Consider the following 24,130-nt stretch of genomic DNA (forward strand, 5'->3'; position numbering starts at 1 on the left):
CCCCGATCGTTACCCTCGATCCATGGACTGGACCGATCTGATCGACGCGGCCTTCGATGTGGCCGGCAACAGCAACAGTGACACCCGGGCCGAGGCTCTGCGCACCGTGGAGGCGAACGTCGTCCCCGACGAGAGGCCGGTCGCCTCGACCGCCGGACGGCACCCCGACCACTTCCGCCGGGGCGTCCTGGTTCTCACCACCCGGCGGCTGCTCTTCCTGAAGGACGGCAAGCCGCCGGTCCCGGTTCCGCTCTCCGCGGTGACCGACGCGACCGTCAGCAGGACCAGGATCAACGGCGAGGTGCTGCTGGTGGTGGCACTGACCGGCTCGCACCGGTTCGAGGACGTGGTGAAGGCCGAGGTGTTCGCCGAGCAGGTCCGCGCGGCCGCCCAACTGGCCCGCGACGCGGCGCACCAGGCCGTCGCGGCCCCGGCCGCCGCGCCGGTGGCGGCCTCCTCCGGAGCGGAACTGCTGGACCAGCTGGAGCGGTTGGCCTCCCTGCACCACTCCGGGGCGCTCACCGACGAGGAGTTCGCCCGCGCCAAGCAGCGCCTGATCGGCTGAGCCGCCGCCGGCCGCCGAGCGCCGCGGCGCCGGTGACGGCCCGGGTTACGGCGCCGGATGGAAGGTGTCGAACGCGGTCTGCCGGGCCTGGACGTTCGCGGGCGAGCCCCACTCCGCGTCCGGGGTGGTCCAGTAGATCGCGTAGCCGTACTTGGCCGGGGTGCCGGTGACGAAGCCCCGGTTGAGCGAGTGCATCCGCGGGCTGCCGAAGGTCCACTCCCAGTCGGCGGCGTTGCTCCACTCGCGGTAGGTGAGGGCCTGCAGCGCCACCCGCTGGTAGTTGGTCAGCTGTCCGCGCAGCCCGGGCTCGGACTCCTGCCAGTCCGCGACGGCGCTCGGGCCGGGCGAGGTGGTCCACTCGATCTTCAGGGTGCTGCCGTTGCCCTTGAAGGTGCGGCGGATCGACTCCGAACCGGCCGGCTGCAGCCAGTCCGGCAGCACGATCGAGAAGCCGGACGGGTCCTTGTACTCGTGGTACCCGGCCGGAACCGTCGCACCGGTCGGCACCGGAGCGGCCGGAACCGGGGCGACCGGGGTCGTCACGGGGGGCGCGACCGGCGTCGTGGACACCGGCGCGACCGTGGCCGGCGCCGGCGGCGCCGCCTCGGTCGGCGAAGGCGCCGCCGTGCCGCCGCCCCCGGTGGCCGTCACCGCCGCGGACGCGGGCGCGGCCCCGCCGCTCGCCACCGGGGAGGTCGAACCGGCGCCGGTCGCCGAGCCGTCCTCGGAGCCGCCCAGCGCCTGGACCACCGCCACCACCCCGGCGATCAGCAGCAGGACCAGCACCACCGCGACCACGGCCAGCCGCCGCCGGCCCTTGCGCGGGTCGGCCCCGGCTGCCTGGGTCGCACCACGGGTCCACTCGCCGCTCACCGTCCGGACCGGATCGGGCCCGGGCGCGGCGGCCTCCCCCTTCTCCGGGACCGAGACGTCCGAGGCTGCCGACGTGCCCGAGGCGGTCGAGGCGGCCGGAGCGGCCTTCTCCTCGTCCCGCGCCCGGCTCCCCACCCGGACGGTACCGAGCAGCCCGCCGATGGTCCGCCTCCCGGCCGGCGCGTCACCGCCGACGCCCTGACCGTCCGTGAGGCCCTTCGAGTCCTTCGAGTCCTTGAAGTCCTTGTCGCCCTTGGCGCCCTCGGCGTCGCCGGTGTCCGGCTCCGCCGGCGCCACCGGCACCGCGTGCTCGGTGGTCGACTCGGCCCGCGCGGTCGCCTCGGCGGCCACCCGCCTGAGCATCGAACGGGTCTGCGAGGCGTCCAGCCGCTTGGCCGGATCCTTCTCCAGCAGTCCCTCGATCACCGGCCGCAACGACCCGGCGTTGTACGGCGTGCCGAGGTCCTCGGTCATCACCGCGGTCAGGGTGGCCAGCGCCGACCCCCGGTCGTACGGCGGACGGCCCTCCACCATCGCGTACAGCGTGCCGCCCAGCGACCACAGGTCGGCCGGCGGGCCGGGCTTCTGCCCCCGGGCCCGCTCCGGGGATATGTACGAGGGCGCGCCGACCAGCATCCCGGTGGAGGTCACCGAGGCGTCGCCCTCCACGCTGGCGATGCCGAAGTCGGTGAGCACCACCCGGCCGTCCTCGCCGATCAGCACGTTGGACGGCTTCACGTCACGGTGCAGGATGCCGAGCGCATGGGCGGCTCCCAGCACGCCCAGCACGTCGAGCGCGATCTCGGCGGCCCGGGCGGGCGCCAGCGGCCCGTCCTCCTTGATCACGTCCGCCAGCGAGCGGGACTCGACCAGCTCCATCACGATCCACGGCCGGTCGTCCTCCTCGACCACGTCGAAGACGGTGACCGCCGAGCCGTGCCTGATCCGCGCCGTCGCCTTGGCCTCGCGCAGCGTACGGACGATCAGCCGGTGCTTCTCGTCCTCGTCCACGCTGCCGTGCATCCGCAGTTCCTTGACCGCGACGATCCGGCCGAGCATCTCGTCCTCGGCCCGCCAGACGGTACCCATGCCGCCGCGGCCGAGCACCGCGTCCAGCCGGTAGCGTCCGGCCAGGAGGCGGCCGGTGGAACCCTGCGCCTGGCTCATTCGGAACGCTCCCCCATGTGCTGCCGGCCGGTCGACGTGACGGCGTATCGGCCCGACGCCGGACCGGAATGCCAAGCCTCCATCATCCCCTGTCCCGAGGGCCCGCGGCCACCCGCCCCCCGGCCACCCTGCACGGGAACCCGGCCCGGCTCGGCGCTCCGTGCCCGATCTGTGATCGAAAACTCTGTCCGCCCCACCCCGCGCGCTGCTAACGTTCGGCCGCTCACAGTCTTTCCGGGGGGATTCGACACCCATGACCGCACCCGAACCGGGCACTGACGGCCAGTCGGTCCGGCCGCGCATGGCCCAGCACTACTCGGTGGCACCCGAACCGGACGCCCCTGAGGGCTATGTCGCCCCCGGCATGCCGGGCGCACCGGTGGCCGGTTACGACCCCGTGCCCGACCCCGCCGAACCGCCGGCCGGGCGTCGGCGCCGCCCCCGCCGTCGGACCGGCCTGGCCGTGGCGCTCTCCCTCACCGCGATGCTGATCGGCGCCCTGGCGTACGGCGCCGCCCTGTCCCGGGCGGCGAGCAGCATCGGCTGGCTGGCGATCGCCCTGGCCGCCGCCGTCGCCTGGCCGCTCGGCCGGATCGGCGGCCCGAACCGGGCCCTGCCGCCGCTGGGCGCCCTGCTCTCGGTCGGCGGGCTGCTGCTCGGCCAGCTGCTCGGCCAGACGCTGCGTCTGCACCGGCTGGCCGGCACCCCGTACGGGGACCTGCTCGGCGACGCCCTGCGGATCTGGCGCGCGGACCGGCACCCGGTGGACCTCGCCTTCTACGGCATCGCCCTGATCGGCGGCTTCCTGCTCACCCGCCGCACGGCCGCCACGGACTAGGGCTTGTCTCAAGCCCTAGGCCCGGAAACGCCGGGGCCCCGCCGGAACACGTCCGGCGGGGGCCCTGGTCGCTATCGGCCGGCTCAGCGGTGGCTGAGGCCCGGGTTGACCGTCACCTCGACGCGCTGGAACTCCTTGAGCTCCGTGTAGCCGGTGGTGGCCATCGCCCGGCGCAGCGCGCCGAACAGGTTCATGGTGCCGTCGGGGGTGTGCGAGGGACCGGTGAGGATCTCCTCGGTGCTGCCGACGGTGCCGAGGTCCACCCGCTTGCCGCGCGGCAGCTCCTCGTGGACGGCCTCCATGCCCCAGTGGAAGCCCTTGCCGGGCGCGTCGGTGGCACGGGCCAGGGCGGCACCGATCATCACCGCGTCGGCGCCGCAGGCGACGGCCTTGGGGATGTCGCCGCTGTAGCCGACCCCGCCGTCCGCGATCACGTGCACGTAGCGGCCGCCGGACTCGTCCATGTAGTCGCGGCGGGCCGCGGCCACGTCGGCGACGGCGGTGGCCATCGGCACCTGGATGCCGAGCACGCCGCGGGTGGTGTGGGCGGCGCCGCCGCCGAAGCCGACCAGGACGCCGGCCGCACCGGTACGCATCAGGTGCAGCGCGGCGGTGTAGGTGGCGCAGCCGCCGACGATCACCGGGACGTCCAGCTCGTAGATGAACTGCTTGAGGTTGAGCGGCTCGGCCGCGCCGGAGACGTGCTCGGCGGAGACGGTGGTGCCGCGGATGACGAAGACGTCGACGCCGGCGTCCACGACGGCCTTGGAGAACTCGGCGGTGCGCTGCGGGGAGAGCGCGGCGGCGGTGACCACGCCGGAGTCGCGGACCTCCTGGATCCGCTGCTTGATCAGCTCGGCCTTGATCGGCTCGGCGTAGATCTCCTGGAGGCGGCGGGTGGCGGCGGCCTGGTCACTGATCGTGGCGATCTCGTCGAACAGCGGCTGCGGGTCCTCGTAGCGGGTCCAGAGGCCTTCGAGGTTGAGCACGCCCAGCCCGCCGAGGCGGCCGATGGCGATGGCCTGCTGCGGGGAGACCACGCTGTCCATCGGGGCGGCCAGGAACGGCAGCTCGAAGCGGTAGGCGTCGATCTGCCAGGCGATCGAGACCTCCTTCGGGTCACGCGTACGCCGGCTGGGGACGACGGCGATGTCGTCGAATGCGTATGCCCGGCGGCCGCGCTTGCCTCGCCCGATCTCGATCTCAGTCACTTCGTTCGAGCCCTTCTGGTTTGTTGCTCATGCCCGCCGGGTCACCCCGGCCGCCCCCAGTATCCCGCACCCGCTGTGACTCGCGCGCTCGCCTCCGGGGCGGGACGCGCCGCGACGGCCCGGTCCCGGACACGCCCGAGGGGCCCGCGGCTGCGGGCCCCTCGGTACGCGCTGGGTCAGCGGGTGGTGTAGTTCGGCGCCTCGACGGTCATCTGGATGTCGTGCGGGTGGCTCTCCTTGAGGCCCGCAGAGGTGATCCGGACGAAACGGCCCTTGCTCTCCATCTCGGCCACGGTGGCCGCGCCGACGTAGCCCATGGTCTGCCGCAGGCCGCCGACCAGCTGGTACAGCACCGCGGAGAGCGGGCCGCGGTAGGGGACCTGGCCCTCGATGCCCTCGGCGATCAGCTTCTCGTCCGAGGTGACCTCGCCCTGGAAGTACCGGTCCTTGGAGAAGGACTTCGCCTGGCCGCGCGTCTGCATCGCGCCCAGCGAGCCCATCCCGCGGTAGGACTTGAACTGCTTGCCGTTGATGAACAGCAGCTCGCCCGGGGACTCCTCGCAGCCGGCCAGCAGCGAGCCCAGCATCACGGTGTCGGCACCGGCGGCGAGCGCCTTGCCGATGTCGCCGGAGTACTGCAGGCCGCCGTCGCCGATCACCGGCACGCCGGCCGCCTGGCAGGCGAGGGCGGCCTCGTAGATCGCGGTGACCTGCGGGACGCCGATGCCGGCGACCACGCGGGTGGTGCAGATGGAGCCGGGGCCGACGCCGACCTTGACGCCGTCCACGCCGGCGTCGATCAGCGCCTGGGCGCCGTCCCGGGTGGCGACGTTGCCGCCGACCACGTCGACGCCGACGGCCGCCTTGATCTTGGCGATCCAGGCCAGCGCGTTGTGGCTGTGCCCGTGCGAGGTGTCCACGACCAGGAAGTCGACGCCCGCCTCGACCAGGGCCTGGGCCCGGTCGAACGCCTCGGCGCTGGCGCCCACGGCGGCACCGACCAGCAGCCGGCCCTCGGCGTCCTTGGCGGCGTTCGGGTACTTCTCGGCCTTGACGAAGTCCTTGACGGTGATCAGGCCCTTGATCCGGCCCTCGTCGTCGACCAGCGGAAGCTTCTCGATCTTGTGGCGGCGCAGCAGCGCCATGGCGTCCTCGCCGGAGATGCCGACCTTGCCGGTGATCAGCGGCATCGGGGTCATGATCTCGCGGACCTGGCGGCGGCGGTCCGACTCGAAGGCCATGTCGCGGTTGGTGACGATGCCGAGCAGCTTGCCCGCCTCGTCCGCGATCGGCACACCACTGATCCGGAACTTGGCACAGAGCGCGTCGGCCTCGGCCAGGGTGGTCTCCGGGCCGACCGTGATCGGGTCGGTGACCATGCCGGACTCGGAGCGCTTGACCAGGTCGACCTGGTTGGCCTGGTCCTCGACGGAGAGGTTGCGGTGCAGCACGCCGACGCCGCCCTGGCGGGCCATCGCGATCGCCATCCGCGCCTCGGTGACCTTGTCCATCGCCGCGGACAGCAGCGGGATGTTCACCCGCACGTTCCGGGAGACCCGGGAGGAGGTGTCGACCTGGTTCGGCAGCACCTCGGAGGCCCCGGGCAGCAGCAGGACGTCGTCGTACGTGAGTCCGAGCATCGCGAACTTCTCGGGTACGCCTGCGGCGTTGACGCCGTTGTTCATGGGCATTTCGGGGGGTACCTTCCGTGGCCGGCCTATTCCGCTCGCGCCCTGAGGGTGGGGGCGCTGTCATCGCTCACTCGCTCAGGCCGCCGAAACGCTCGGTGCCATTGGAGGAACCTCCAGGGGAACCCCGTTCGCACCCACGAAACTTTGGCGACCCGCCCAGGCGCCGATACCCCATGGTACTGGCACCGCGAATGGGTGCTCGTGTGCCCTTGACAACACCAGTCGGCCGTGGGCCATTCCGCCACGGTGCGTGCCGGGACGACCGGCCCCGGGCCGCGCCTGGACCGCGGCTAGGAGGACTCCTCCGCGAGCGCCCGCAGACGGCTGAGCGCGCGGTGCTGGGCCACCCGGACGGCGCCGGGCGACATCCCGAGCACCTCCCCGGTCTCCTCGGCCGACAGCCCGGCGGCCACCCGGAGCAGCACGAGTTCGCGCTGACGGGCCGGCAGGTTGGAGAGCAGCTCCTTGGCCCAGGCCGCGTCGCTGCTGAGCAGTGCCCGCTCCTCCGGGCCGAGCGCCTCGTCCGGCACCTCCGGCAGGTCGTCCTGCGCGATCACCGTCGAGCCAGGCCCGCGCATCGCGGCCCGCTGCAGGTCGGCGATCTTGTGCGCGGCGATGCCGTAGACGAAGGCCTCGAACGGCCGGCCCTGGTCCCGGTAGCGGGGCAGTGCGCAGAGCACCGCCACACAGACCTCCTGGGCGACGTCGTCCACGTGGTGCCGGGCACCGCCGGGCAGCCGGACCAGCCGGCCGCGGCAGTAGCGCAGCGCCAGCGGGTGGACGTAGGCGAGCAGCGCGTCGATCGCCGGGCCCTCGCCGCGGACGGCCGCCGCGACCAGTTCGCCGACCAGCGGCGAGCTGCCTGCGCCGAGCACCGGAGGCCGGACGATCCCGCTCCCCCCGGTCACGCCCTCGACGGACCCGTCGTCGCCGGAATCCGCGTACGACGGATCGAGGCCCTGGCCGGAGGGCTCGGCCTCCACCGGGTCCGCCTCGCCGGTAGCACCGGCAACGTCGTCACGCATCGGTCCATGGTGCCTGGTCGAACGGGAAAACGCGGCACCGCGTCCGGAGTTGTGCACCGGAACGTTATGCGGTGCGGCGCCGCGCACCACGGCACCGCGCACCACCGGCCCCTCCTGCACCGTGCCTCCCGCCCCGCCGCCGTCGGTGGCCTCGTCCGTTGCGCCGTCCGCCGAGTGAGCTGCGGCCGTGTGGTTCGCCGCAGTGCCTGTCCGCTGGTCCCCGAGGTGCTCCACTCCTCCATGGTGCAACCTCGGGACCGTAACGTCACACGCCTCGGCACGGGGAATCGCGAGCGGCCCGCCGATTCCGGCCGGGCCGCCGGGGGTCAGCGGACCAGGCCCCAGCGGAACCCCAGGGCCACCGCGTGCGCACGGTCCGAGGCGCCGAGCTTCTTGAACAGCCGCCGGGCGTGGGTCTTCACGGTGTCCTCGGAGAGGAAGAGCTCGCGACCGATCTCGGCGTTGCTCCGGCCGTGGCTCATGCCCTCCAGGACCTGGATCTCACGCGCCGTCAGGGTCGGCGCGGCGCCCATGTCGGGGCTGCGCAGCCGGCGCGGGGCGAGCCGCCAGGTCGGGTCGGCCAGCGCCTGGGTGACGGTGGCTCGCAGCTCGGCGCGCGAGGCGTCCTTGTGCAGGTAACCGCGGGCCCCGGCGGCCACCGCGAGGGCGACGCCGTCGAGGTCCTCCGCGACGGTGAGCATGATGATCCGCGCGCCCGGGTCGGCGGACAGCAGCCGCCGGACCGTCTCGACCCCGCCGAGGCCGGGCATCCGGACGTCCATCAGAACGAGATCGGAGCGGTCGGCCACCCAGCGGCGGAGGACCTCCTCCCCGTTCGTCGCGGTGGTGACCCGGTCGACGCCGGGTACGGTCGCGACCGCGCGGCGAAGCGCCTCGCGGGCGAGCGGGGAATCGTCGCAAACGAGAACGGAAGTCATGACCGTCGTCCTCCGCAGCTGATCCGCGTCACGTTGAGCCTCCTGGCTGGTACGAATCTCTCCGACACGGCCGATTGGCGACAGACCCCGTACTGATCGCCGGTACTTCCCCGCGATCGTTCCCGACGTCCGGCGCCCGCTAACCGCCTCCGCACTTCCAACGACCGTCACTCGAATGAGTTACGGCTTTCAGGGCCATCTCCACCACTGTACGTGGCCAACCCGTTACCGATCAGCCGCATCGCGGGGCACACGCCGCACTTTTGTGCAGCTCGCGCGCGGTGGGCGCGCGACCCGCACACCGGCACGGGGCGCCGCACGCCCGGAGGCCACCCGATTGCCACGTCTGCGCCTGCCGAAGGCCATGCCCACTTTGCCCGTTTTTATAGCTTTTGTATGGTCATTGACTGTTGTGCCACTCTGTGGGTGACTTGTCCATGGAGTTGCCTTAAGTCATATTTCCAGGTGTCCACACCAGCGCATCGAAGCCTCGCCGTGCCGCACAGTCCAGCCCGCCGCTGCGGCCGGTGCCGGCCGACGAGCCTCTGAAGGGAATGAGCCATGGCAGATTTCTCCCGCCTCCCCGGGCCCAACGCTGATCTCTGGGACTGGCAGCTGTCCGCAGCCTGCCGCGGCGTGGACAGCTCGCTCTTCTTCCACCCCGAGGGCGAGCGCGGGGCCGCGCGCAGTTCGCGCGAGGCGAGCGCCAAGGAGGTCTGCATGCGCTGCCCGGTCCGCACCGAGTGCGCCGCGCACGCGCTGGCGGTCCGGGAGCCGTACGGCGTCTGGGGAGGGCTCACCGAGGACGAGCGCGAGGAGATGATGGGACGCTCGCGCAACCGCCTGGTCGAGGTGCCACTGGCCATGCCGTCCGGCATCCCGCGCTGAACACGGACCCGTCCCGCGTCGTGAAGAAACGTTTCTTCGCCGCGCCCCAGGGCACCTCCGGGCCGGTGTGACCGCGGCTCAGCGCCCGGCGGCCGCCCCCGCCAGCCGCTCCAGCATCAGGGCCACGGCCGGCACCTCCGCGAGGTCCGGCAGGGTCAGGGCGACCACCTGCCGCACCGCGGGCGCCCCCGTGGCGGTCCGCACCGGCACCGCCGACACGCCGTCAGGGCGTACCGACTCCAGCGCCAGCCCCGGCAGCACCGCCACCCCGAGCCCGGCCGCCACCAGGCCGACCACCGCCGGGTAGTCGTCCGTCGCGAAGTCGATCCGCGGCTCGAAGCCCGCTCCCGCGCACAGCTCCACCAGGTGGCCCCGGCACTGCGGGCAGCCGGCGATCCACTGCTCCCCCGCCAGCTCGGCCAGCTCCACCGGCTCCGCCGCGGCGGCCGGCCCGCCGCCCGCCGCGCCGCGCCCCGCCAGCGGGTGCGCGGCCGGCAGCAGCCCGATCAGCGGGTCGTCCAGCAGCGGGGTGACCACCAGGTCCGACCAGTCGGTGACGGCACTGAGCTGCTGCGCCTCCAGGTTCGCCTCGGCCCTCGCCTCGCGCGGGGTGCCGTGGGCGGGCGCCGGCGCCGGGGCGCCGCCGGGGGTGTGCGGGTAGCGGAACGCCAGCGCCACCTCGCACTCGCCGCCGCGCAGCATCGCCAGGGACTCCGGCGGCTCCGCCTCGACCAGCGACACGCGCACCCCCGGATGGCTGTCCCGCAGCCGGGCGACGGCGGGCGGCACCAGGGTGGAACTCGCGGTCGGGAAGGAGACCAGCCGCACCCGTCCGGCCCGCAGGCCGGCGATCGCCGCCACCTCCTCCTCGGCCGCGGAGAGCCCGGCCAGGATCCCGGTGGCATGCTTGAGCAGCACCCGCCCGGCCTCGCTCAGCTGCATGCCGCGGCCGGAGCGGACCACCAGCGGGGTGTCCACGGACTTCTCCAGGGCCTTCATCTGCTGGCTGATGGCAGGCTGGGTGCAGCCCAGCTCACGCGCGGCGGCGGAGAAGGAGCCGGTGCGGGCGACAGCACGCAGGACGCGCAGATGGCGGGCCTCGATCATGCCTCAGTTATAAGGCAATCTTTGCCATAAGCAAAATTATGCTGATGGTTGAATGCGGGACAACACGCCCGCGCGGCAAAACGCCGGCGGCCCGGCCGCACCCCGAGGGGAGCGGCCGGGCCGCCGGTCACTGATCAGACGTCAGTGGGAGTGGCCGTGGCCGCCGTGCGAGTGGCCGTTGTCGGCCTCCTCTTCCTTCTTCTCCACCACGAGGGTCTCGGTGGTGAGCAGCAGGGAGGCGATCGACGCGGCGTTCTCCAGCGCGGAGCGGGTGACCTTGACCGGGTCGATGACGCCGGCCTTCAGCAGGTCGCCGTACTCACCGGTGGCCGCGTTGAAGCCGTGACCGGCCTCCAGCTCGGCGACCTTGTGGGTGATGACGTAGCCCTCGAGGCCCGCGTTCTGGGCGATCCAGCGCAGCGGCTCGGCGAGCGCCTTGCGGACGACCGCGACACCGGTCGCCTCGTCGCCCGACAGGCCCAGGCCGCCCTCCAGCACCTTCGCGGCGTGGACGAGGGAGGCGCCACCGCCGGCGACGATGCCCTCCTCGACCGCGGCACGGGTCGCCGAGATGGCGTCCTCCAGGCGGTGCTTGCGCTCCTTCAGCTCCACCTCGGTGGCGGCGCCGACCTTGATGACGCAGACGCCGCCGGCCAGCTTGGCCAGGCGCTCCTGCAGCTTCTCGCGGTCCCAGTCGGAGTCCGTGTTGGCGATCTCGCCCTTGATCTGGGCGACGCGACCGGCAACGGCCTCGGCGTCACCGGCACCGTCGACGACCGTGGTCTCGTCCTTGGTGATGGTCACGCGGCGGGCGGTGCCCAGCACGTCCAGACCGGCCTGGTCGAGCTTGAGGCCGACCTCCTCGGAGATGACGGTGGCACCGGTCAGGGTGGCCAGGTCGCCCAGGATCGCCTTGCGGCGGTCACCGAAGCCCGGGGCCTTGACGGCGACCGCGTTGAAGGTGCCGCGGATCTTGTTCACCACGAGGGTGGACAGCGCCTCGCCGTCGACGTCCTCGGCGATGATCAGCAGCGGCTTGGAGGCACCGCCCTGGAGGATCTTCTCCAGCAGCGGCAGGAGCTCCTGGATGGAGGAGATCTTGCCCTGGTTGATCAGGATGTACGGGTCCTCGAGGACCGCCTCCTGACGCTCCGCGTCGGTGACGAAGTACGGCGAGAGGTAGCCCTTGTCGAACTGCATGCCCTCGGTGAAGTCCAGCTCCACGCCGAAGGTGTTGGACTCCTCGACGGTGATGACACCGTCCTTGCCGACCTTGTCGATCGCCTCGGCGATGAGCTCGCCGACCTGGGTGTCCTGGGCGGAGAGGGACGCGACGGCGGCGACGTCGTCCTTGCCCTCGATCTCGCGGGCGATGGACAGCAGGTGCTCGGAGACGGCGGCGACGGCCTTGTCGATGCCCTTCTTCAGGGCGGCCGGGCCGGCACCGGCGGCGACGTTGCGCAGACCCTCGTTGACCAGGGCCTGGGCCAGCACGGTGGCGGTGGTGGTGCCGTCGCCCGCGACGTCGTTGGTCTTGGTGGCGACCTCCTTGACGAGCTGCGCGCCAAGGTTCTCGTACGGGTCGTCGAGCTCGACCTCACGCGCGATGGTGACACCGTCGTTGGTGATGGTCGGGGCGCCGAACTTCTTGTCGATGACGACGTTGCGGCCCTTGGGACCGATCGTCACCTTGACGGTGTCGGCCAGCTTGTTCACGCCGCGCTCCAGCGAGCGGCGGGCGTCCTCGTCGAACTGCAGGATCTTCGCCATGTTCCCTATTCCCTCGGGGGTGCGGCCATCGCGGCGGCCGCGAACTACGTGAGCCAACAACCACGCCCCGGGCCCCTGTCACTAGGGACACGGATCCGGGGCGGGCTGGAACGTCTTACTTCTCGATGCTGCGTTTACTTCTCGATGATGGCGAGAACGTCACGCGCCGAGAGGACGAGGTACTCCTCGCCCTGGTACTTCACCTCGGTGCCGCCGTACTTCGAGTACAGGACGATGTCGCCCACGGCGACGTCGAGCGGCAGACGCTGGCCGTCCTCGAAGCGGCCCGGGCCGACGGCCAGGACGACGCCCTCCTGGGGCTTCTCCTTGGCGGTGTCCGGGATAACCAGGCCGGAGGCCGTGGTGGTCTCGGCGTCGAGCGGCTGGACCACAATGCGGTCCTCGAGCGGCTTGATGGCAACCTTGCTGCTGGTGGTCACGTCCGAGCTCCCCTTCGGAGATTACGGGGTTTTCTAACGGGTAGGGGCGAACCTGCGAGTCTGCCGTCGCGGGGGTCAGACACACGTTGTCGCGTTAGCACTCCCCATGGGGGGAGTGCCAAGGACGACCATAGGCCGGTGTTAGCACTCAGTCAACCAGAGTGCCAACGGCGCGCCCTCCGGATTCGGATCACGGGGCACCTGCGGGGCGATCGGCCGTACGTGCGTTCGGTCCCGGCGCCCCCGGCGGACACCCGCCCGCGGGCCCGCCCGGCGGGTGACCGGCGAGAATGGCCGGGTGGAGACCGAGAACCTGCAGCCCCTGCTGACGCCCGAGGGCCGAGCCCTGCTCGCCGAGCTGCGCGAGTTCGCGCCCGAGGAGGAGCTGGCGCTGGCCACCCGGCTGCGGCGGGAGCACCCGGCGGAGCTGGTGTCCGCCGCGTTCGGGCAGGCCCGGCTGCGGCAGCGGGCGCGGGCGAAGTTCGGCGCGGACGCCGACCTGATGTACTTCACGCCCAACGGGGTCGAGCAGTCCACCCGGCGCAGCGTCGCCGAGTGGCGGGCGCGGCGGTTCGCCGAGCTCGGTGTCCGGCGGCTGGCCGACCTCTGCTGCGGGATCGGCGGGGACGTGCTGGCGCTGGCCCGGGCCGGGATCGAGGTGCTCGCCGTCGACCGGGATCCGGCCGCCTGCGCCGCCACCGCGGCCAACGCGGCGGCGCTGGGCCTGGCCGACCTGGTCGAGGTGCGCTGCGCGGACGTCGCCGACGTCGACGTCACCGGCTTCGACGCCGTCTTCACCGACCCGGCCCGCCGGACGGCGCGCGGCCGGGTGTTCGACCCTGAGGCGTACACCCCGCCGCTCTCCTGGGCGGTCGAGGCCGGCCGGCGCACCCCGATCGGCGCGCTGAAGGTCGCCCCGGGCATCCCGCACGAGGCCGTCCCGGCGGACGCCGAGGCGGAGTGGGTCTCCGACCACGGCGACGTCAAGGAGGCGGTGCTCTGGTTCGGCACCGGGGCCGCGCGCCCGCACCGGGCCACCCTGCTGCCGCACGGCGACTCGCTGGTCGGCGGCGACCTGCCCGATCCGCCCGCCGGACCGGTCGGGCGCTACCTGTACGAGCCGGACGGCGCGGTGATCCGGGCCCACCTGGTCGCCGAGGTGGCCGCGCAGGTGGGCGGCCGGCTGATCGACCCGAAGATCGCCTACGTCACCTCGGACCGGCTGGTCGCCACCCCGTACGCGCATGCGTACGAGCTGACCGACGTGCTGCCGTTCCACATCAAGAAGCTGAAGGCGCTGCTGCGCGAGCGTGCCGTCGGCACGGTGGTGATCAAGAAGCGCGGGATGGCGATCACCCCGGAGGAGCTGCGCCGCCAGCTGAAGCCGAGCGGCCCGAACTCCGTCACGGTGATCCTCAGCCGCACCGACCACGGGCCGCTGATGATGCTCGGTCAGCCCGTCACGAAGCCGTAGGGCCGGTCCGGGCGGCGGGGCCGGCTCAGGGCGCGGGTGGCTGGATGTAGTCCTCCAGCCGCGCCACCGCGAAGCCCTGCTCCTGGATCCGGGCCAGCATCTCCCCGAACATCTGCGTCATGCTCTCGCCCTTGAGGTCCTTCGGGCCGCGGAAGTGCGCGAGGACGATGTCGCCGGGCTTCAGCTTCTTGTCCGCCGCCTGGTACTGCATGTCGTGGATCTGCATCGACTCGCGCCACAGCACGATCGCCCGCGGCCCGCACTGCTGCACCGAGGTGTTGAGCGCCGGGGTGTTGGCGCCGTCCCCGTACGGCGGGCGGAACAGCAGCGGCGCGGTGCCGTACTGCTGGGTGAGCGCGGACTGGGCGTCGCAGATCTCGGACTTCTGCTTCTCCGGCGCCACCTTGCTCATCTGCGCGTGGTCCACGGTGTGGTTGTGGATGTGGTTGCCGAGCGCCTGGAGCGGCTTGAAGTAGCCGTAGTCGTCCTTGACGATGTCCCGGGTCAGGAACATCGAGACCGGCACCTTGAGGTCGGTCAGCATCTCGACGAACTTCGGGTCCTTCTCGGCGCCGTCGTCGATGGTGATGAAGACGACCTTGTCGTTCGTCCTCACCTCGCTGAACACCGGCACCGGGCCGGTCCGCTGGAGCTTGACCGGCTTGTCGGCGGGGGCCGCGGGGGCGGTCGGCAGCGGCTTGAGGCCCCACTTGGCCCAGGCGGCCGCGTCCCCGGCGGCGAGCGGCGCGGCCGGGGACGAGGCGGCCGGCGGCGAGGCGGCCGCCGGGGTCTGGACCGCGCCGCCGGTCGACGGCTTCGCGGCGCCCTGGGAGCCGCCGAGGGCGGCCGCCGCACTGCCGGTGTCGCCGCCGCCGCACCCCGTGGCGGCCGCCAGCAGGACCAGCGCCCCCACCGCGTACGTCCTCGTCCTGCCCCGCCCGTACTTCTTCACCGCGCTGCGCTCCCCGGTCCCGTTCAGCTTCTTATCAGCTTGCACGGTAACGGTCGGCTGTTCGGTTCCCCGCCGGCCCTGCCGGGGCGTCGAAGGCGTGTCGGAGCCGGTCTACTCCGCGTGCGTACGGGTGAAGGACCAGCGGTGCACCGGGCGGCCGAGCAGCCCGGCGGGCGGCTCGGGCACGGGGGCGGGCGCACCCGTCCACCAGGTGATCAGCAGCACCCGGTCGCCGGGCGCGTCGAACAGCTCGGTGCGGACCAGGCCGGCCGAGCCGCGCAGCGCGGGCAGCACCGCCTCGCGGACCCAGGCCTCCAGCGCGGCGCCGCGCCCCTCCGCGGCCCGGGCCTCCCACATCGCGGCGGTGGTGGTCACCGCGCGTCGCCGCCCAGCGCCAGGTACGCCTGGCCGTGGACGTCGCCGTGCGCGGCCGCGGCGGGCACGTGCACGTCGGTGACGGGCAGCGAGGAGTCGGCCGACAGGTCGAAGGAGGACGGCGCGCGGTCCCGCCAGACCATCTCGGAGCCGAGCGCGGCGACCATCGCGCCGTTGTCGGTGCACAGGCCCGGACGCGGCACCCGCAGCCGGATGCCCGCCTTGTCACAGCGCTGCTGGGCCATCTCACGCAGCCGGGAGTTGGCCGCCACCCCGCCGCCGATCATCAGGTGGTCGACGCCGTTCTCCTTGCACGCCTTGACGGCCTTGCGGGTCAGCACGTCGGTGACCGCCTCCTGGAACGAGGCCGCGACGTCCGCGATCGGCACCTCCTCGCCGGCCCGGCGCTTGGCCTCCACCCAGCGGGCGACGGCGGTCTTCAGACCGGAGAAGGAGAAGTCGTACGCCGGGTCCTTCGGGCCGCTCAGGCCGCGCGGGAAGGCGATCGCCTTGCGGTCGCCCTCGCGGGCGGTGCGGTCGACCACCGGGCCGCCGGGGAAGCCGAGTCCGAGCACCCGGGCGACCTTGTCGAAGGCCTCGCCGGCCGCGTCGTCGATGGTCGCGCCGAGCGGGCGGACGTCGGTGGTGATGTCCTCGCTCAGCAGCAGCGAGGAGTGCCCGCCGGAGACCAGCAGCGCCATCGTCGGCGAGGGCAGCCGACCGTGCTCCAGCTGGTCCACGCAGATGTGCGAGGCGAGGTGGTTGACCCCGTACAGCGGCTTGTCCAGCGCCCAGGCGTACGCCTTGGCGGCGCTGACGCCGACCAGCAGCGCGCCGGCCAGGCCCGGGCCCGCGGTGACGGCGATGCCGTCGAGGTCCGAGGCCTTGACCCCGGCGGTGTCCAGGGCGCGCTGGATGGTCGGGACCATGGCCTCCAGGTGCGCGCGGCTGGCGATCTCGGGGACGACGCCGCCGAAGCGGGCGTGGTCGTTGACGCTGGAGGCGACCGCGTCGGCGAGCAGCGTGGTGCCGCGCACGATGCCGACGCCGGTCTCGTCGCAGGAGGTCTCGATACCGAGGACGAGCGGTTCGTCAGCCATGGCGGTCTTCCTTCAGGTCCTTCGGTTCGGTGCAGGGGTGGTCGAGGCGCATCACCAGCGCGTCGACGTTGGCGGGCTGGTAGTAGCCGCGCCGGATGCCGACCGCCTCGAAGCCGAAGCGCTCGTACAGCCGCTGGGCGCGCGGGTTGTCCACCCGCACCTCCAGCAGCAGCTCGGCGCAGTCGCGCCGGGCGGCCTCCCGGATGAGGTCGGTGAGCAGCGCCGCGCCGAGGCCGGCGCCCTGGTGGCGCCGGTCGACGGCGATGGTCTGCACATCGCCCTCGCCGGCCACCGCCATCAGTCCGGCGTAGCCGACGATCGCGCCGTCGGCGTCGGTGGCGACGGTGTAGTGGCGGGTACCGCCGGGGTGGGCCTCGGCCAGTTCGGACCAGTACATCCCGGTCGACCAGGCGTCCTCGGGGAAGAGCCGCAGCTCCAGCTCCATCACCGGGGCGATGTCCCACCAGCGCATCGGGCGCAGGGTGGTGCCGCTGCTCACGCCGGGAGCACCGCCTTGTAGCCGGCCGGCACCTGGGCGTCCGGGCGGCGCAGGTAGAGCGGCACGGTGGGGAGCAGCTCGCGGCCGGCGGCCAGCTCGGCGGCGGCGAAGTCGGCGAGCGCGCCGGCCGAGACGTGCTCGGGGCCGTGCGCGCCGGGGAAGGCCTCCGGGTAGAGCAGCGCACCGGCGCCGACCGCCCGCGGGTGCGGCGCCAGCTCGGCCGGGCGGTCCACGGCGGGCCCCTCGGTACGGCGGCCGTCGGCGTCGTAGGAGGCCCAGTAGACCTCCTTGCGGCGGGCGTCGGTGGCCACCGTGAACGGCACGCCGGCCAGGCCCTCGGCGCGGGCCCGGTGGGCGATCGCGTCCAGGGTGCAGACGCCGTGCACGGGCAGGCCGAGCGCGTGGCCGAGGGCCGCGGCGGTGACCAGGCCGACCCGCAGGCCGGTGTACGGGCCCGGGCCGACGCCCACGGCGATGCCGGTGAGCCGGTGCTTGTCGACACCGGCCTCCCGCAGCACCCGGTCGATGGCGGGGAGGAGCAGTTCGCCGTGGCGCCTGGCGTCGACCTGGTCGGTCTCGGCGAGGACGGCCGTGCCGTCGTGGACGGCGGCGGTGACGGCGGGGGTAGCGGTGTCGAACGCGAGCAGCAGCACGGGTCAAGGTTAGACCGGTCGGGGCGGGCGGCGGCCGCCGGAGCCGGTCCACCCGGTCGACCGGGTGTCCGGATTCGGAACACACGTCCTACGGGGTGCGGGTCCGGGCGGGTGGACCTGGCACGATGGGGCCGACGGGTTTTGGGACGGCGGTGGGAGCGGCACGTGGCGAAGATGGGTCCGGGAGTGGTGGTCACCGGGCTGACCCTGGGGGCGCTGGCGGTGGTCAGCCTGCTGGCCTTCCAGGCCAACGGCGCGCAGGAGCGCGCGGGCGGTCCGCACCCCAGTCCGAGCGCGTCCTCCTCGTCGAGCGGCCCGACGGCCACGGCCACGCCCTCCGCCCCGGCCACGCCGACCGTCCCCGCGCTGCCCGCGAGCTCGGGCGCCGGGCTGCGGGTCGTCTACTCGGTCGGCAGCCACAGCGTCTGGCTGGTCGACCCGAAGAAGACCCCGCAGGTGGTGGCCGCCTTCACGGTCACCCCGGGCACCGTGGAGCCGACCCCGGGCAGCTACCCCGTCTACAGCCGCACCCCCGCCACCACGGGTACCGACGGCCGCCAGATCGAGCACGTGGTGCGGTTCACCCAGCAGAACGGCGTGGTGTTCGGCTTCAGCGCGGCCGTCGACGGCGCCACCGCGACCGCCGACCCGAAGGGCAAGACCGGCGGCATCCGCAGCAGCCGCCAGGACGGGCAGCTGCTCTGGGACTTCGCGCCGAACGGCACCAAGGTGGTCGTGATCGCCTAGGCGCTGTCCGGTCCTAGGAGCCGTCGTCAGGCCGCGCGGGGGGTGGCGGCCTCGGCCGTCTCCGTGCGGTCCGCGGCCGTGCGGCGCTCGGGGCGTTCCGGGCGCTCGGGCGGGGTGGACACCGCCTCCGCGGCCGCGCACGCGGCCAGCAGGGCCCGCATCGGCGCTCCCTGCGCCGCCTGGCTCCCGGGGGACGCCTGGGCGTGAGCGCTGTGGGCGGGCTCTCCGGCTCCGGCTCCGCGCGGTGCGCGCTCCGGAACGGGGGTGGTGCTCGACATGGCGCCTCCCTAGTTAGGCAGACCTAACCGCAGCACCCATCCCATCACGCCCGGCACCCCGCCCGCAACACTTTGCCGACAGCCTGTCGGGAAGCGACCCTTTCGGGCAGCGGCGGCGCGCCCGGGCCGTGTCCGGGCCCTCCCGTTCAGCCCAGCGCGGTGAGCTCCACGCCCTCCCAGCGCGGGCCGACGCCGGTCAGCAGCACCCGGCGCGGGTCCAGGTCGCCGTCCGCCCCGTCGGCCGTGTCGCCGAGGGCGCGCTCGATCCGCACCTCCAGCCGGTCCTCGGAGAGCCGCTCGACCTTGCCCTCGCCCCACTCGACCACCACCACCGACTCCGGCAGCGAGACGTCCAGGTCGAGGTCCTCCATCTCGTCCAGGTCCCCGCCCAGCCGGTACGCGTCCACGTGCACCAGCGACGGGCCGCCGACCAGCGACGGGTGCACCCGGGCGATCACGAAGGTCGGCGAGGTGACCGCGCCGCGCACCTGGAGGCCCGCCCCGAGCCCCCGGGTCAGCGTGGTCTTCCCGGCCCCCAGCTCACCGGAGAGCAGCACGAGGTCCCCCGGCCGCAGCAGCGCGGCCAGCTCCCGGCCGAGCCGGCCCATCCGCTCGGGGGTGGGGACGGTGAGAGTGGCGTGCGAGCCCATGCGCGTGTCATGCCCTTCGGTCCGTACGGCGTGCCGACCTCCGGCCGCCCTCCGCTACGGTGCCACATCCGCGCGGCCGGCCGGCCCCGGGCTCTCAGTCCTGCGGCTCGGCGGGCTCGGACACCGCGGCCGGCGGCGGGGCCGCGCCCCGGAAGGCGGCGGCGCGGCGCAGCAGTGCGGCCAGCCGCCGGTCGACCAGTTCGGGGCGCTCCAGCATCACCAGGTGTCCGGCGTCCTCGACCAGCTCCAGCTCGGCACCGGGCAGCCGTTCGGCGATCGCCGCGCTGTGGCCGGGCGGGGTGAGCAGGTCCTTCGTCCCGGCCAGTACCAGGGTGGGGATGCCGCTCAGGGTGGCCAGCGCCGCCGTCTTCTCGTGCGCGCCGAAGACCGGGTAGAACTCGGCGACCACGTCGATCGGGGTGGCGTCCAGCAGCTGCTCGGCGAACCGGACGACGCCCGGGTCGACGTCCCGGCCGCCGAAGGAGAACTTCCGGTAGAAGACCGCGGCGAAGTCCGCCCCGAACCGCCGGGTCGCCTCCACCAGCTCGACCTGGCGGCCGAGCAGCTTCATCACGCCCGGCGCGGCCCGCTTGAGGAGCTTGGCGCCCACGGCGGGCAGGCCGAGGGTGACGGCGTCCCAGTCCCCCGCCAGGGTGCCGATCAGCGCGACCCCGGCGACCCGCTCCCGGAACAGCTCCGGGTGCTGGTCGGCCAGCGCCATCACGGTCATGCCGCCCATCGAGTGGCCGACCAGCACGATCGGCCCGGTCGGCACGACGGCGTCGAGCACGGCCTTGAGGTCCCCGCCGAGCTGGTCGATGCTCGCGGGTTCGCCGGCCAGGTAGGAGCGGGAGCGCTCGGAGCGGCCGTGGCTGCGCTGGTCCCAGAAGACCAGCCGCACGCCCTCGCGCAGCGCGGCGCGCTGGAAGTGCCAGCTGTCCTGGTTGAGGCAGTAGCCGTGGCAGAAGACGACGGTCAGCGGCTCCCGGCCGGCGGGGGCGTCCGCGCCGAAGCCCTGGCGGCTCCCGGCCCGGGCCAGCGCGCCGGAGCCTGCCAGCAGCCCGGGCAGTCCGGCCCGGTCCACCGGGCGCTCGCCGTCCGGGCCGGCCTCCTCGGCGCGGCGGGCGAACCAGCCGCGCCGCCCGGAGCCGTCGTGCAGCGGTGCCGCGGGGGCCCCGAGGGCAAGGGGCCCGGGCCAGCCGGCGCCGTCCAGTTCGACGTAGAGCTCGGTGCCGTCCGGGGCGGGGACGAGCCGCGGGCGTCCGCGCAGCGAGCCGTAGGGGGCCTCGGCGTCCAGCTCGGCGCGGGCCCGGCGGCGCATCGCCCGGCCGACGGTCAGCCGTTCGATCGCCACACCCGCGGCGGCGCCGGCCGCGACCACGCCGACCGAGATCCCGATCAGGCCCGCCCGGCTCACCCCGGACGCCGCGCCGGCCGCCCTGGCCACAGCCGCCACCGGGCCGGAGCCGGCGTCCTCGCTCATACCGCCGGGCCTTCGGCGGCGCCGGCCGGGGCCTCGGCGATTCCGCCGACGTAGGTACGCGGCACCCGGGCGCCGATCCTGGTCACGATCTCGTAGGAGATGGTGCCGCAGGCGCGGCCCCAGTCCTCGGCGGTGGGCTCGCCCTGCTCGCCGTTGCCGAACAGCAGCACCTCGTCGCCGACCTCCGGGGTGTCGCCGCCGAGGTCCACCACGAACTGGTCCATCGCCACCCGGCCGGCCACCGTGCGCCACTTGCCCGCGATCTGCACCGGCCCGGTGCCGCTGGCGTGCCGGGGGACGCCGTCCGCGTAGCCGACCGGGACGAGCCCGAGGGTGGTCGGGCCCGGGGTGGTGTAGTGGTGGCCGTAGCTGACGCCGTGGCCGCCCGGGACGTGCTTGACCAGCGCCAGGCGGGCCGTCAGGGACATCACCGGGCGCAGTCCGAAGTCCGCCGGGCCGCCCACCTCGGGGACGGGCGACAGGCCGTACATCGCCAGGCCGGAGCGGACCATGTCGAAGTGCGACTCCGGGAGCAGCAGCGTCGCCGGGGAGTTCGCCAGGTGGCGGACGTCCGGGCGCAGCCCGGCCGCCTCCGCGTGCGCGAGCGCCTCGCGGTAGGAGTCCAGCTGGGCCTGGATCGAGGGGTGGCCGGGCTCGTCCGCCGCGGCGAAGTGCGACCAGACGCCGACCACCCTGAGCAGGCCCTCGGCCTCGGCCTGGCGGACGGCGGCGACCAGCTCGGGCCAGTCGTGCGGCTGGCATCCGTTGCGGCCGAGGCCGGTGTCGGCCTTCAGGTGCACCCGGGCGGGGATGCCGGTCGCGCGGACGGCGGCCAGCAGCTCGTCGAGCGCCCAGCGGCCGCTGACGGAGACGTCGACGTCCGCGCGCAGCGCCTCCCGCCAGGGGCCGCCCGGGGTCCAGAGCCAGCAGAGGATGCGGGCCCGCTCGGGGCCGATGCCGGCGGCGCGCAGCGCCAGCGCCTCCTGCGGGAGCGCGGTGCCCAGCCAGCCGATCCCTGCGGCGACCGCCTCGCGGGCACACCGGAGCGCGCCGTGGCCGTAGGCGTCCGCCTTGACCGTGGCCATCACGGCCGCCGGTCCGACCCGCTCACGCAGCGCGGCGAGGTTGCCGCGCAGGGCGGCCAGATCAATGGTCGCCTCGGCCCTTACGCCGTCGGTGAGGGTGGCCGAGCCGGTGGTCTTCGCAGTTGTCATCAGGGTCAGTCTCCCAGACGTCCCGGGGTCCTCGCCGAAGGGCCCGTCGGCGCGGCGCCCCCACCCCTGTACGCCGCGCGCCTTGAACCGTCCGGCACCCCATCCCGACGCGTGCGCGGCGCCACCGGTTCCACCTGCGGCTATGCGGACCGGTCGGCCCGTTCCCCGCCGCCCGCCGCCGCGCGGACGTCCCGCCAGACCGTCGACAGGGCGGCCGCCACCTCCATGGCCGTCACCGGGGCGCCGCCCGTGTCCGCCGGGAGGGGTGCGGCGTGCGGTCCGCCGGGCGGGGCGGCGGCCGTGCGGCCGGCCAGGCCGTGCAGGTACGCGGCGACGGAGGCGGCGTCCAGCGCGGGGAGGCCGGCGGCCAGCAGGGAGCCGGCCAGGCCCGCGAGGACGTCACCGCTGCCCGCCGTGGCCAGCCAGGAGGTGCCGGTGGGGTTGACCCGGACCGCCCCGCCGGGATCGGCGATCACCGTGGTCGACCCCTTCAGCAGCACCGTCGCCCGGTAGGCGCCGGCGAGTCGGCGGGCGGTGGCCAGCCGGCTCGCGGCCAGCTCGTCGGCGGCCGGCGGCGACCCGCCGTCCGCGCCCGCCAGCAGCCGGGCCGCCTCGCCGGTGTGCGGGGTGAGCAGGGTGGGCGCCGTCCGCCCGGCCAGCGCCGGGGGCCCGAGCCTGGCCAGCTCGGTGAGCCCGTCGGCGTCCACCAGCACCGGTACGTCGCCCGCCAGCGCCTCCGCCAGCGCCTGCCGTGCCCCCTCCCCGCCGCCCGGTCCGACCACCCACGCCTGCACCCGCCCGGCGCCGGCCGGTCCGCCCTCGGTGACCAGCGCCTCCGGGAACCGCCGCACCACCTCCTCGGCCGCCGTGCCCACGTACCGCACCGCCCCGGCCCCGCCGCGCAGCGCCCCCGCGACCGCCAGCAGCGCCGCCCCCGGGTACGTCGCCGACCCGGCCGCCACCCCGACGACCCCCCGCCGGTACTTGTCGCTCTCCGCCCCCGGCACCGGGAGCAGCGCCGCCACGTCCGCGTGCTGGAGGGCCTCCACCCCGGCTGCCGGGAGCTCCAGCCCGATGCCGACCAGCTGCACGGCGCCCGCGTACGAGGCCCCCGGGTCGATCAGCAGCCCGGGCTTGTACGTGCCGAAGCACACCGTGACGTCCGCCCGCAGCGCCGCCCCGGCCACCTCGCCGGTGTCGGCGTCCACCCCGCTCGGCACGTCGACGGCCACCACCACCCCGCGGCGCGGCGCCCGCGCGTAGGGCTCCGCCTGCGGCCGCAGTCCGCCCCGGCCCCCGATGCCGACGATGCCGTCCAGCACCAGGTCGGCGCACGAGAAGTCGGCCAGGCCGACTTCCTGCTCCACCACCACCCGGCCGTGCGCCGCCCGCAGCGCCGCGAGGCCGCCCTCATGGGCCCGGGGCGCGGCGAGCAGCACCGCCGTCACCCGCGCACCCCGCCGGGCCAGGGCCGCACCGGCGTACAGGGCGTCGCCGCCGTTGTCCCCACTGCCCGCCAGCACCACCACCCGGCTGCCGTACACCCGCCCCCGGCGGCGCGTCAGCAGCCGGGCGCAGGTGGCGGCGAGGCCGACGGCGGCCCGCTGCATCAGGGTGCCCTCGGGCAGCTCGGCCATCAGCGCCGCCTCCGCGGCCCGGACGGTTTCCACAGGGTGTGCATGACGCATGCGGGAACTCCTTCAGCGGTCGGCTACCGCCGACGCTAGCCCGCGTCACCGCCCCACGGGAGCCGGGCCTGCGGCACACCTTCGAGTGACACCCACTTCGATCCCCCGCCGGTGTCGGTCCGTACACCTACCGTGTGGCTCGGCACGGACCTCGGGCAACAAGGGCCTGATCACGCCCAGGGGCCGGTTCGTCCCCGACGGGGGGATCAGCCCCGCAGGCCATTTCGAGAACGCCGACTCCTGGGCCGACCCGGCCGGTGTGCTGCTGGTGTTCGAGGTGACGTCCACCAACCCGCACGAGGACCGGCAAGCCAAGCGCCACGGTTACGCGGCCGCCGGCATCCCCTGCTATCTGCCGGTCGACCGGAGCGCGGGCAAGGTCACGCTGTTCTCCGATCCCGAGGGTGAGGGGTGCACCGCGCTCACCCGGGTCGACTTCGGCAAGACGATCGACCTCCCCGCCCCGTTCTCCTTCACGCTCGACACGGCGCCCCTGCGGTAGGA

24 protein-coding genes are annotated in these 24,130 nt (G+C 74.2%); 6 read left to right on the forward strand and 18 right to left on the reverse strand.

Annotated elements, in window-relative coordinates:
- Window positions 1-22: 22 nt before the first annotated feature.
- Window positions 23-565 (forward strand): SHOCT domain-containing protein, encoded by a 543-nt coding sequence (locus ACGFZP_RS32575; RefSeq protein WP_392939828.1) that lies wholly within the window; start codon window positions 23-25, stop codon window positions 563-565.
- 45 nt (window positions 566-610) lie between these two features.
- On the opposite strand, the gene ACGFZP_RS32580 is transcribed toward ACGFZP_RS32575, so the two are convergent.
- Window positions 611-2,605 carry a serine/threonine-protein kinase gene (locus tag ACGFZP_RS32580; RefSeq protein WP_392939830.1) on the reverse strand — a complete coding sequence of 665 codons (1,995 nt, stop codon included), beginning with the start codon at window positions 2,603-2,605 and terminating at the stop codon, window positions 611-613.
- A gap of 253 nt (window positions 2,606-2,858) precedes the next feature.
- Between ACGFZP_RS32580 and ACGFZP_RS32585 the strand changes: the two genes are divergently transcribed.
- A complete protein-coding gene (locus tag ACGFZP_RS32585) occupies window positions 2,859-3,443 on the forward strand; it encodes a hypothetical protein (protein WP_392939832.1) in 585 nt (194 codons plus the stop codon).
- An 83-nt stretch (window positions 3,444-3,526) separates the two neighbouring features.
- Here ACGFZP_RS32585 and ACGFZP_RS32590 read toward each other — a convergent pair whose 3' ends face one another.
- The 4 genes from ACGFZP_RS32590 to ACGFZP_RS32605 form a co-directional block, all read right to left on the reverse strand.
- Entirely contained in the window at window positions 3,527-4,654 is a 1,128-nt protein-coding gene (locus tag ACGFZP_RS32590) for a GuaB3 family IMP dehydrogenase-related protein (protein WP_392939833.1), read from the reverse strand.
- A 176-nt stretch (window positions 4,655-4,830) separates the two neighbouring features.
- Complete coding sequence (gene guaB, locus ACGFZP_RS32595) at window positions 4,831-6,339, reverse strand: IMP dehydrogenase (RefSeq protein WP_392939890.1); 1,509 nt, start codon at window positions 6,337-6,339, stop codon at window positions 4,831-4,833.
- Window positions 6,340-6,635: 296 nt separating this feature from the next.
- Window positions 6,636-7,220, reverse strand: coding sequence for an RNA polymerase sigma factor ShbA (gene shbA / locus ACGFZP_RS32600; protein ID WP_387948528.1), 585 nt, complete (start codon window positions 7,218-7,220; stop codon window positions 6,636-6,638).
- A 476-nt stretch (window positions 7,221-7,696) separates the two neighbouring features.
- A complete protein-coding gene (locus ACGFZP_RS32605; RefSeq protein WP_014136228.1) occupies window positions 7,697-8,308 on the reverse strand; it encodes a response regulator transcription factor in 612 nt (203 codons plus the stop codon).
- Between the two features lie 561 nt (window positions 8,309-8,869).
- Between ACGFZP_RS32605 and ACGFZP_RS32610 the strand changes: the two genes are divergently transcribed.
- Entirely contained in the window at window positions 8,870-9,196 is a 327-nt protein-coding gene (locus tag ACGFZP_RS32610) for a WhiB family transcriptional regulator (RefSeq protein ID WP_387948329.1), read from the forward strand.
- 78 nt (window positions 9,197-9,274) lie between these two features.
- Here the strand turns inward: ACGFZP_RS32610 and ACGFZP_RS32615 are convergent, their stop codons facing one another.
- The 3 genes from ACGFZP_RS32615 to groES all read right to left on the reverse strand — a co-directional run bounded on the left by ACGFZP_RS32615 (window position 9,275) and on the right by groES (window position 12,513).
- A complete protein-coding gene (locus ACGFZP_RS32615) occupies window positions 9,275-10,303 on the reverse strand; it encodes a LysR family transcriptional regulator (RefSeq protein WP_392939835.1) in 1,029 nt (342 codons plus the stop codon).
- Between the two features lie 141 nt (window positions 10,304-10,444).
- Entirely contained in the window at window positions 10,445-12,073 is a 1,629-nt protein-coding gene (groL, locus tag ACGFZP_RS32620) for a chaperonin GroEL (protein WP_209414095.1), read from the reverse strand.
- Window positions 12,074-12,207: 134 nt separating this feature from the next.
- Window positions 12,208-12,513 (reverse strand): co-chaperone GroES, encoded by a 306-nt coding sequence (groES, locus tag ACGFZP_RS32625; RefSeq protein ID WP_014136232.1) that lies wholly within the window; start codon window positions 12,511-12,513, stop codon window positions 12,208-12,210.
- A gap of 298 nt (window positions 12,514-12,811) precedes the next feature.
- Between groES and ACGFZP_RS32630 the strand changes: the two genes are divergently transcribed.
- Entirely contained in the window at window positions 12,812-13,987 is a 1,176-nt protein-coding gene (locus tag ACGFZP_RS32630) for a methyltransferase domain-containing protein (RefSeq protein ID WP_392939837.1), read from the forward strand.
- Between the two features lie 25 nt (window positions 13,988-14,012).
- On the opposite strand, the gene ACGFZP_RS32635 is transcribed toward ACGFZP_RS32630, so the two are convergent.
- From ACGFZP_RS32635 to tsaB, 5 genes are all read right to left on the reverse strand, one after another.
- Window positions 14,013-14,984, reverse strand: a complete 972-nt coding sequence (locus tag ACGFZP_RS32635; protein ID WP_392939839.1) for a polysaccharide deacetylase family protein — start codon at window positions 14,982-14,984, stop codon at window positions 14,013-14,015.
- Window positions 14,985-15,050: 66 nt separating this feature from the next.
- Window positions 15,051-15,314: a hypothetical protein gene (locus ACGFZP_RS32640; protein WP_392939840.1), complete on the reverse strand. Its 264-nt coding sequence runs from the start codon at window positions 15,312-15,314 to the stop codon at window positions 15,051-15,053.
- Window positions 15,311-16,414 (reverse strand): tRNA (adenosine(37)-N6)-threonylcarbamoyltransferase complex transferase subunit TsaD, encoded by a 1,104-nt coding sequence (gene tsaD, locus ACGFZP_RS32645; RefSeq protein ID WP_392939842.1) that lies wholly within the window; start codon window positions 16,412-16,414, stop codon window positions 15,311-15,313. Before tsaD ends, ACGFZP_RS32640 begins: the two co-directional genes overlap by 4 nt.
- Window positions 16,407-16,886 carry a ribosomal protein S18-alanine N-acetyltransferase gene (gene rimI, locus ACGFZP_RS32650; protein WP_392939892.1) on the reverse strand — a complete coding sequence of 160 codons (480 nt, stop codon included), beginning with the start codon at window positions 16,884-16,886 and terminating at the stop codon, window positions 16,407-16,409. The genes tsaD and rimI overlap by 8 nt, the downstream gene beginning before the upstream one ends.
- A gap of 23 nt (window positions 16,887-16,909) precedes the next feature.
- Window positions 16,910-17,566, reverse strand: a complete 657-nt coding sequence (gene tsaB / locus ACGFZP_RS32655; RefSeq protein WP_392939844.1) for a tRNA (adenosine(37)-N6)-threonylcarbamoyltransferase complex dimerization subunit type 1 TsaB — start codon at window positions 17,564-17,566, stop codon at window positions 16,910-16,912.
- A 174-nt stretch (window positions 17,567-17,740) separates the two neighbouring features.
- On the opposite strand from tsaB, the gene ACGFZP_RS32660 reads away from it, so the two are divergent.
- Window positions 17,741-18,313, forward strand: coding sequence for a hypothetical protein (locus tag ACGFZP_RS32660; protein ID WP_392939894.1), 573 nt, complete (start codon window positions 17,741-17,743; stop codon window positions 18,311-18,313).
- 26 nt (window positions 18,314-18,339) lie between these two features.
- Here ACGFZP_RS32660 and ACGFZP_RS32665 read toward each other — a convergent pair whose 3' ends face one another.
- The 5 genes from ACGFZP_RS32665 to ACGFZP_RS32685 all read right to left on the reverse strand — a co-directional run bounded on the left by ACGFZP_RS32665 (window position 18,340) and on the right by ACGFZP_RS32685 (window position 23,626).
- Entirely contained in the window at window positions 18,340-18,591 is a 252-nt protein-coding gene (locus ACGFZP_RS32665) for a hypothetical protein (RefSeq protein WP_392939846.1), read from the reverse strand.
- 146 nt (window positions 18,592-18,737) lie between these two features.
- Window positions 18,738-19,241, reverse strand: coding sequence for a tRNA (adenosine(37)-N6)-threonylcarbamoyltransferase complex ATPase subunit type 1 TsaE (gene tsaE, locus ACGFZP_RS32670; RefSeq protein WP_392939848.1), 504 nt, complete (start codon window positions 19,239-19,241; stop codon window positions 18,738-18,740).
- 94 nt (window positions 19,242-19,335) lie between these two features.
- Window positions 19,336-20,724 carry an alpha/beta fold hydrolase gene (locus ACGFZP_RS32675; protein WP_392939850.1) on the reverse strand — a complete coding sequence of 463 codons (1,389 nt, stop codon included), beginning with the start codon at window positions 20,722-20,724 and terminating at the stop codon, window positions 19,336-19,338.
- Window positions 20,721-21,938 (reverse strand): alanine racemase, encoded by a 1,218-nt coding sequence (gene alr, locus ACGFZP_RS32680; protein WP_392939852.1) that lies wholly within the window; start codon window positions 21,936-21,938, stop codon window positions 20,721-20,723. Before alr ends, ACGFZP_RS32675 begins: the two co-directional genes overlap by 4 nt.
- A 140-nt stretch (window positions 21,939-22,078) precedes the next feature.
- Window positions 22,079-23,626 carry an NAD(P)H-hydrate dehydratase gene (locus tag ACGFZP_RS32685; protein ID WP_392939854.1) on the reverse strand — a complete coding sequence of 516 codons (1,548 nt, stop codon included), beginning with the start codon at window positions 23,624-23,626 and terminating at the stop codon, window positions 22,079-22,081.
- On the opposite strand from ACGFZP_RS32685, the gene ACGFZP_RS32690 reads away from it, so the two are divergent.
- Window positions 23,625-24,128 carry a Uma2 family endonuclease gene (locus ACGFZP_RS32690; RefSeq protein WP_392939855.1) on the forward strand — a complete coding sequence of 168 codons (504 nt, stop codon included), beginning with the start codon at window positions 23,625-23,627 and terminating at the stop codon, window positions 24,126-24,128. The genes ACGFZP_RS32685 and ACGFZP_RS32690 overlap by 2 nt on opposite strands.
- Window positions 24,129-24,130: the final 2 nt, after the last annotated feature.

It is taken from the genome of Kitasatospora sp. NPDC048239 (assembly GCF_043202015.1).
Lineage (GTDB): Bacteria > Actinomycetota > Actinomycetes > Streptomycetales > Streptomycetaceae > Kitasatospora.

Bases quoted from the DNA above. Each gene is read 5' to 3' on its own strand.
- guaB (WP_392939890.1), bottom strand. From the start codon at position 6,339: ATGAACAACGGCGTCAACGCCGCAGGCGTACCCGAGAAGTTCGCGATG.
- ACGFZP_RS32585 (WP_392939832.1), top strand. From the start codon at position 2,859: ATGACCGCACCCGAACCGGGCACTGACGGCCAGTCGGTCCGGCCGCGC.
- tsaE (WP_392939848.1), bottom strand. From the start codon at position 19,241: ATGGGCTCGCACGCCACTCTCACCGTCCCCACCCCCGAGCGGATGGGC.
- tsaD (WP_392939842.1), bottom strand. From the start codon at position 16,414: ATGGCTGACGAACCGCTCGTCCTCGGTATCGAGACCTCCTGCGACGAG.
- ACGFZP_RS32575 (WP_392939828.1), top strand. From the start codon at position 23: ATGGACTGGACCGATCTGATCGACGCGGCCTTCGATGTGGCCGGCAAC.
- ACGFZP_RS32580 (WP_392939830.1), bottom strand. From the start codon at position 2,605: ATGAGCCAGGCGCAGGGTTCCACCGGCCGCCTCCTGGCCGGACGCTAC.
- ACGFZP_RS32685 (WP_392939854.1), bottom strand. From the start codon at position 23,626: ATGCGTCATGCACACCCTGTGGAAACCGTCCGGGCCGCGGAGGCGGCG.
- rimI (WP_392939892.1), bottom strand. From the start codon at position 16,886: ATGCGCTGGTGGGACATCGCCCCGGTGATGGAGCTGGAGCTGCGGCTC.
- ACGFZP_RS32690 (WP_392939855.1), top strand. From the start codon at position 23,625: ATGCGGGAACTCCTTCAGCGGTCGGCTACCGCCGACGCTAGCCCGCGT.
- ACGFZP_RS32675 (WP_392939850.1), bottom strand. From the start codon at position 20,724: ATGAGCGAGGACGCCGGCTCCGGCCCGGTGGCGGCTGTGGCCAGGGCG.
- alr (WP_392939852.1), bottom strand. From the start codon at position 21,938: ATGACAACTGCGAAGACCACCGGCTCGGCCACCCTCACCGACGGCGTA.
- ACGFZP_RS32665 (WP_392939846.1), bottom strand. From the start codon at position 18,591: ATGTCGAGCACCACCCCCGTTCCGGAGCGCGCACCGCGCGGAGCCGGA.
- ACGFZP_RS32660 (WP_392939894.1), top strand. From the start codon at position 17,741: ATGGGTCCGGGAGTGGTGGTCACCGGGCTGACCCTGGGGGCGCTGGCG.
- ACGFZP_RS32610 (WP_387948329.1), top strand. From the start codon at position 8,870: ATGGCAGATTTCTCCCGCCTCCCCGGGCCCAACGCTGATCTCTGGGAC.
- groL (WP_209414095.1), bottom strand. From the start codon at position 12,073: ATGGCGAAGATCCTGCAGTTCGACGAGGACGCCCGCCGCTCGCTGGAG.
- ACGFZP_RS32615 (WP_392939835.1), bottom strand. From the start codon at position 10,303: ATGATCGAGGCCCGCCATCTGCGCGTCCTGCGTGCTGTCGCCCGCACC.
- ACGFZP_RS32605 (WP_014136228.1), bottom strand. From the start codon at position 8,308: ATGACTTCCGTTCTCGTTTGCGACGATTCCCCGCTCGCCCGCGAGGCG.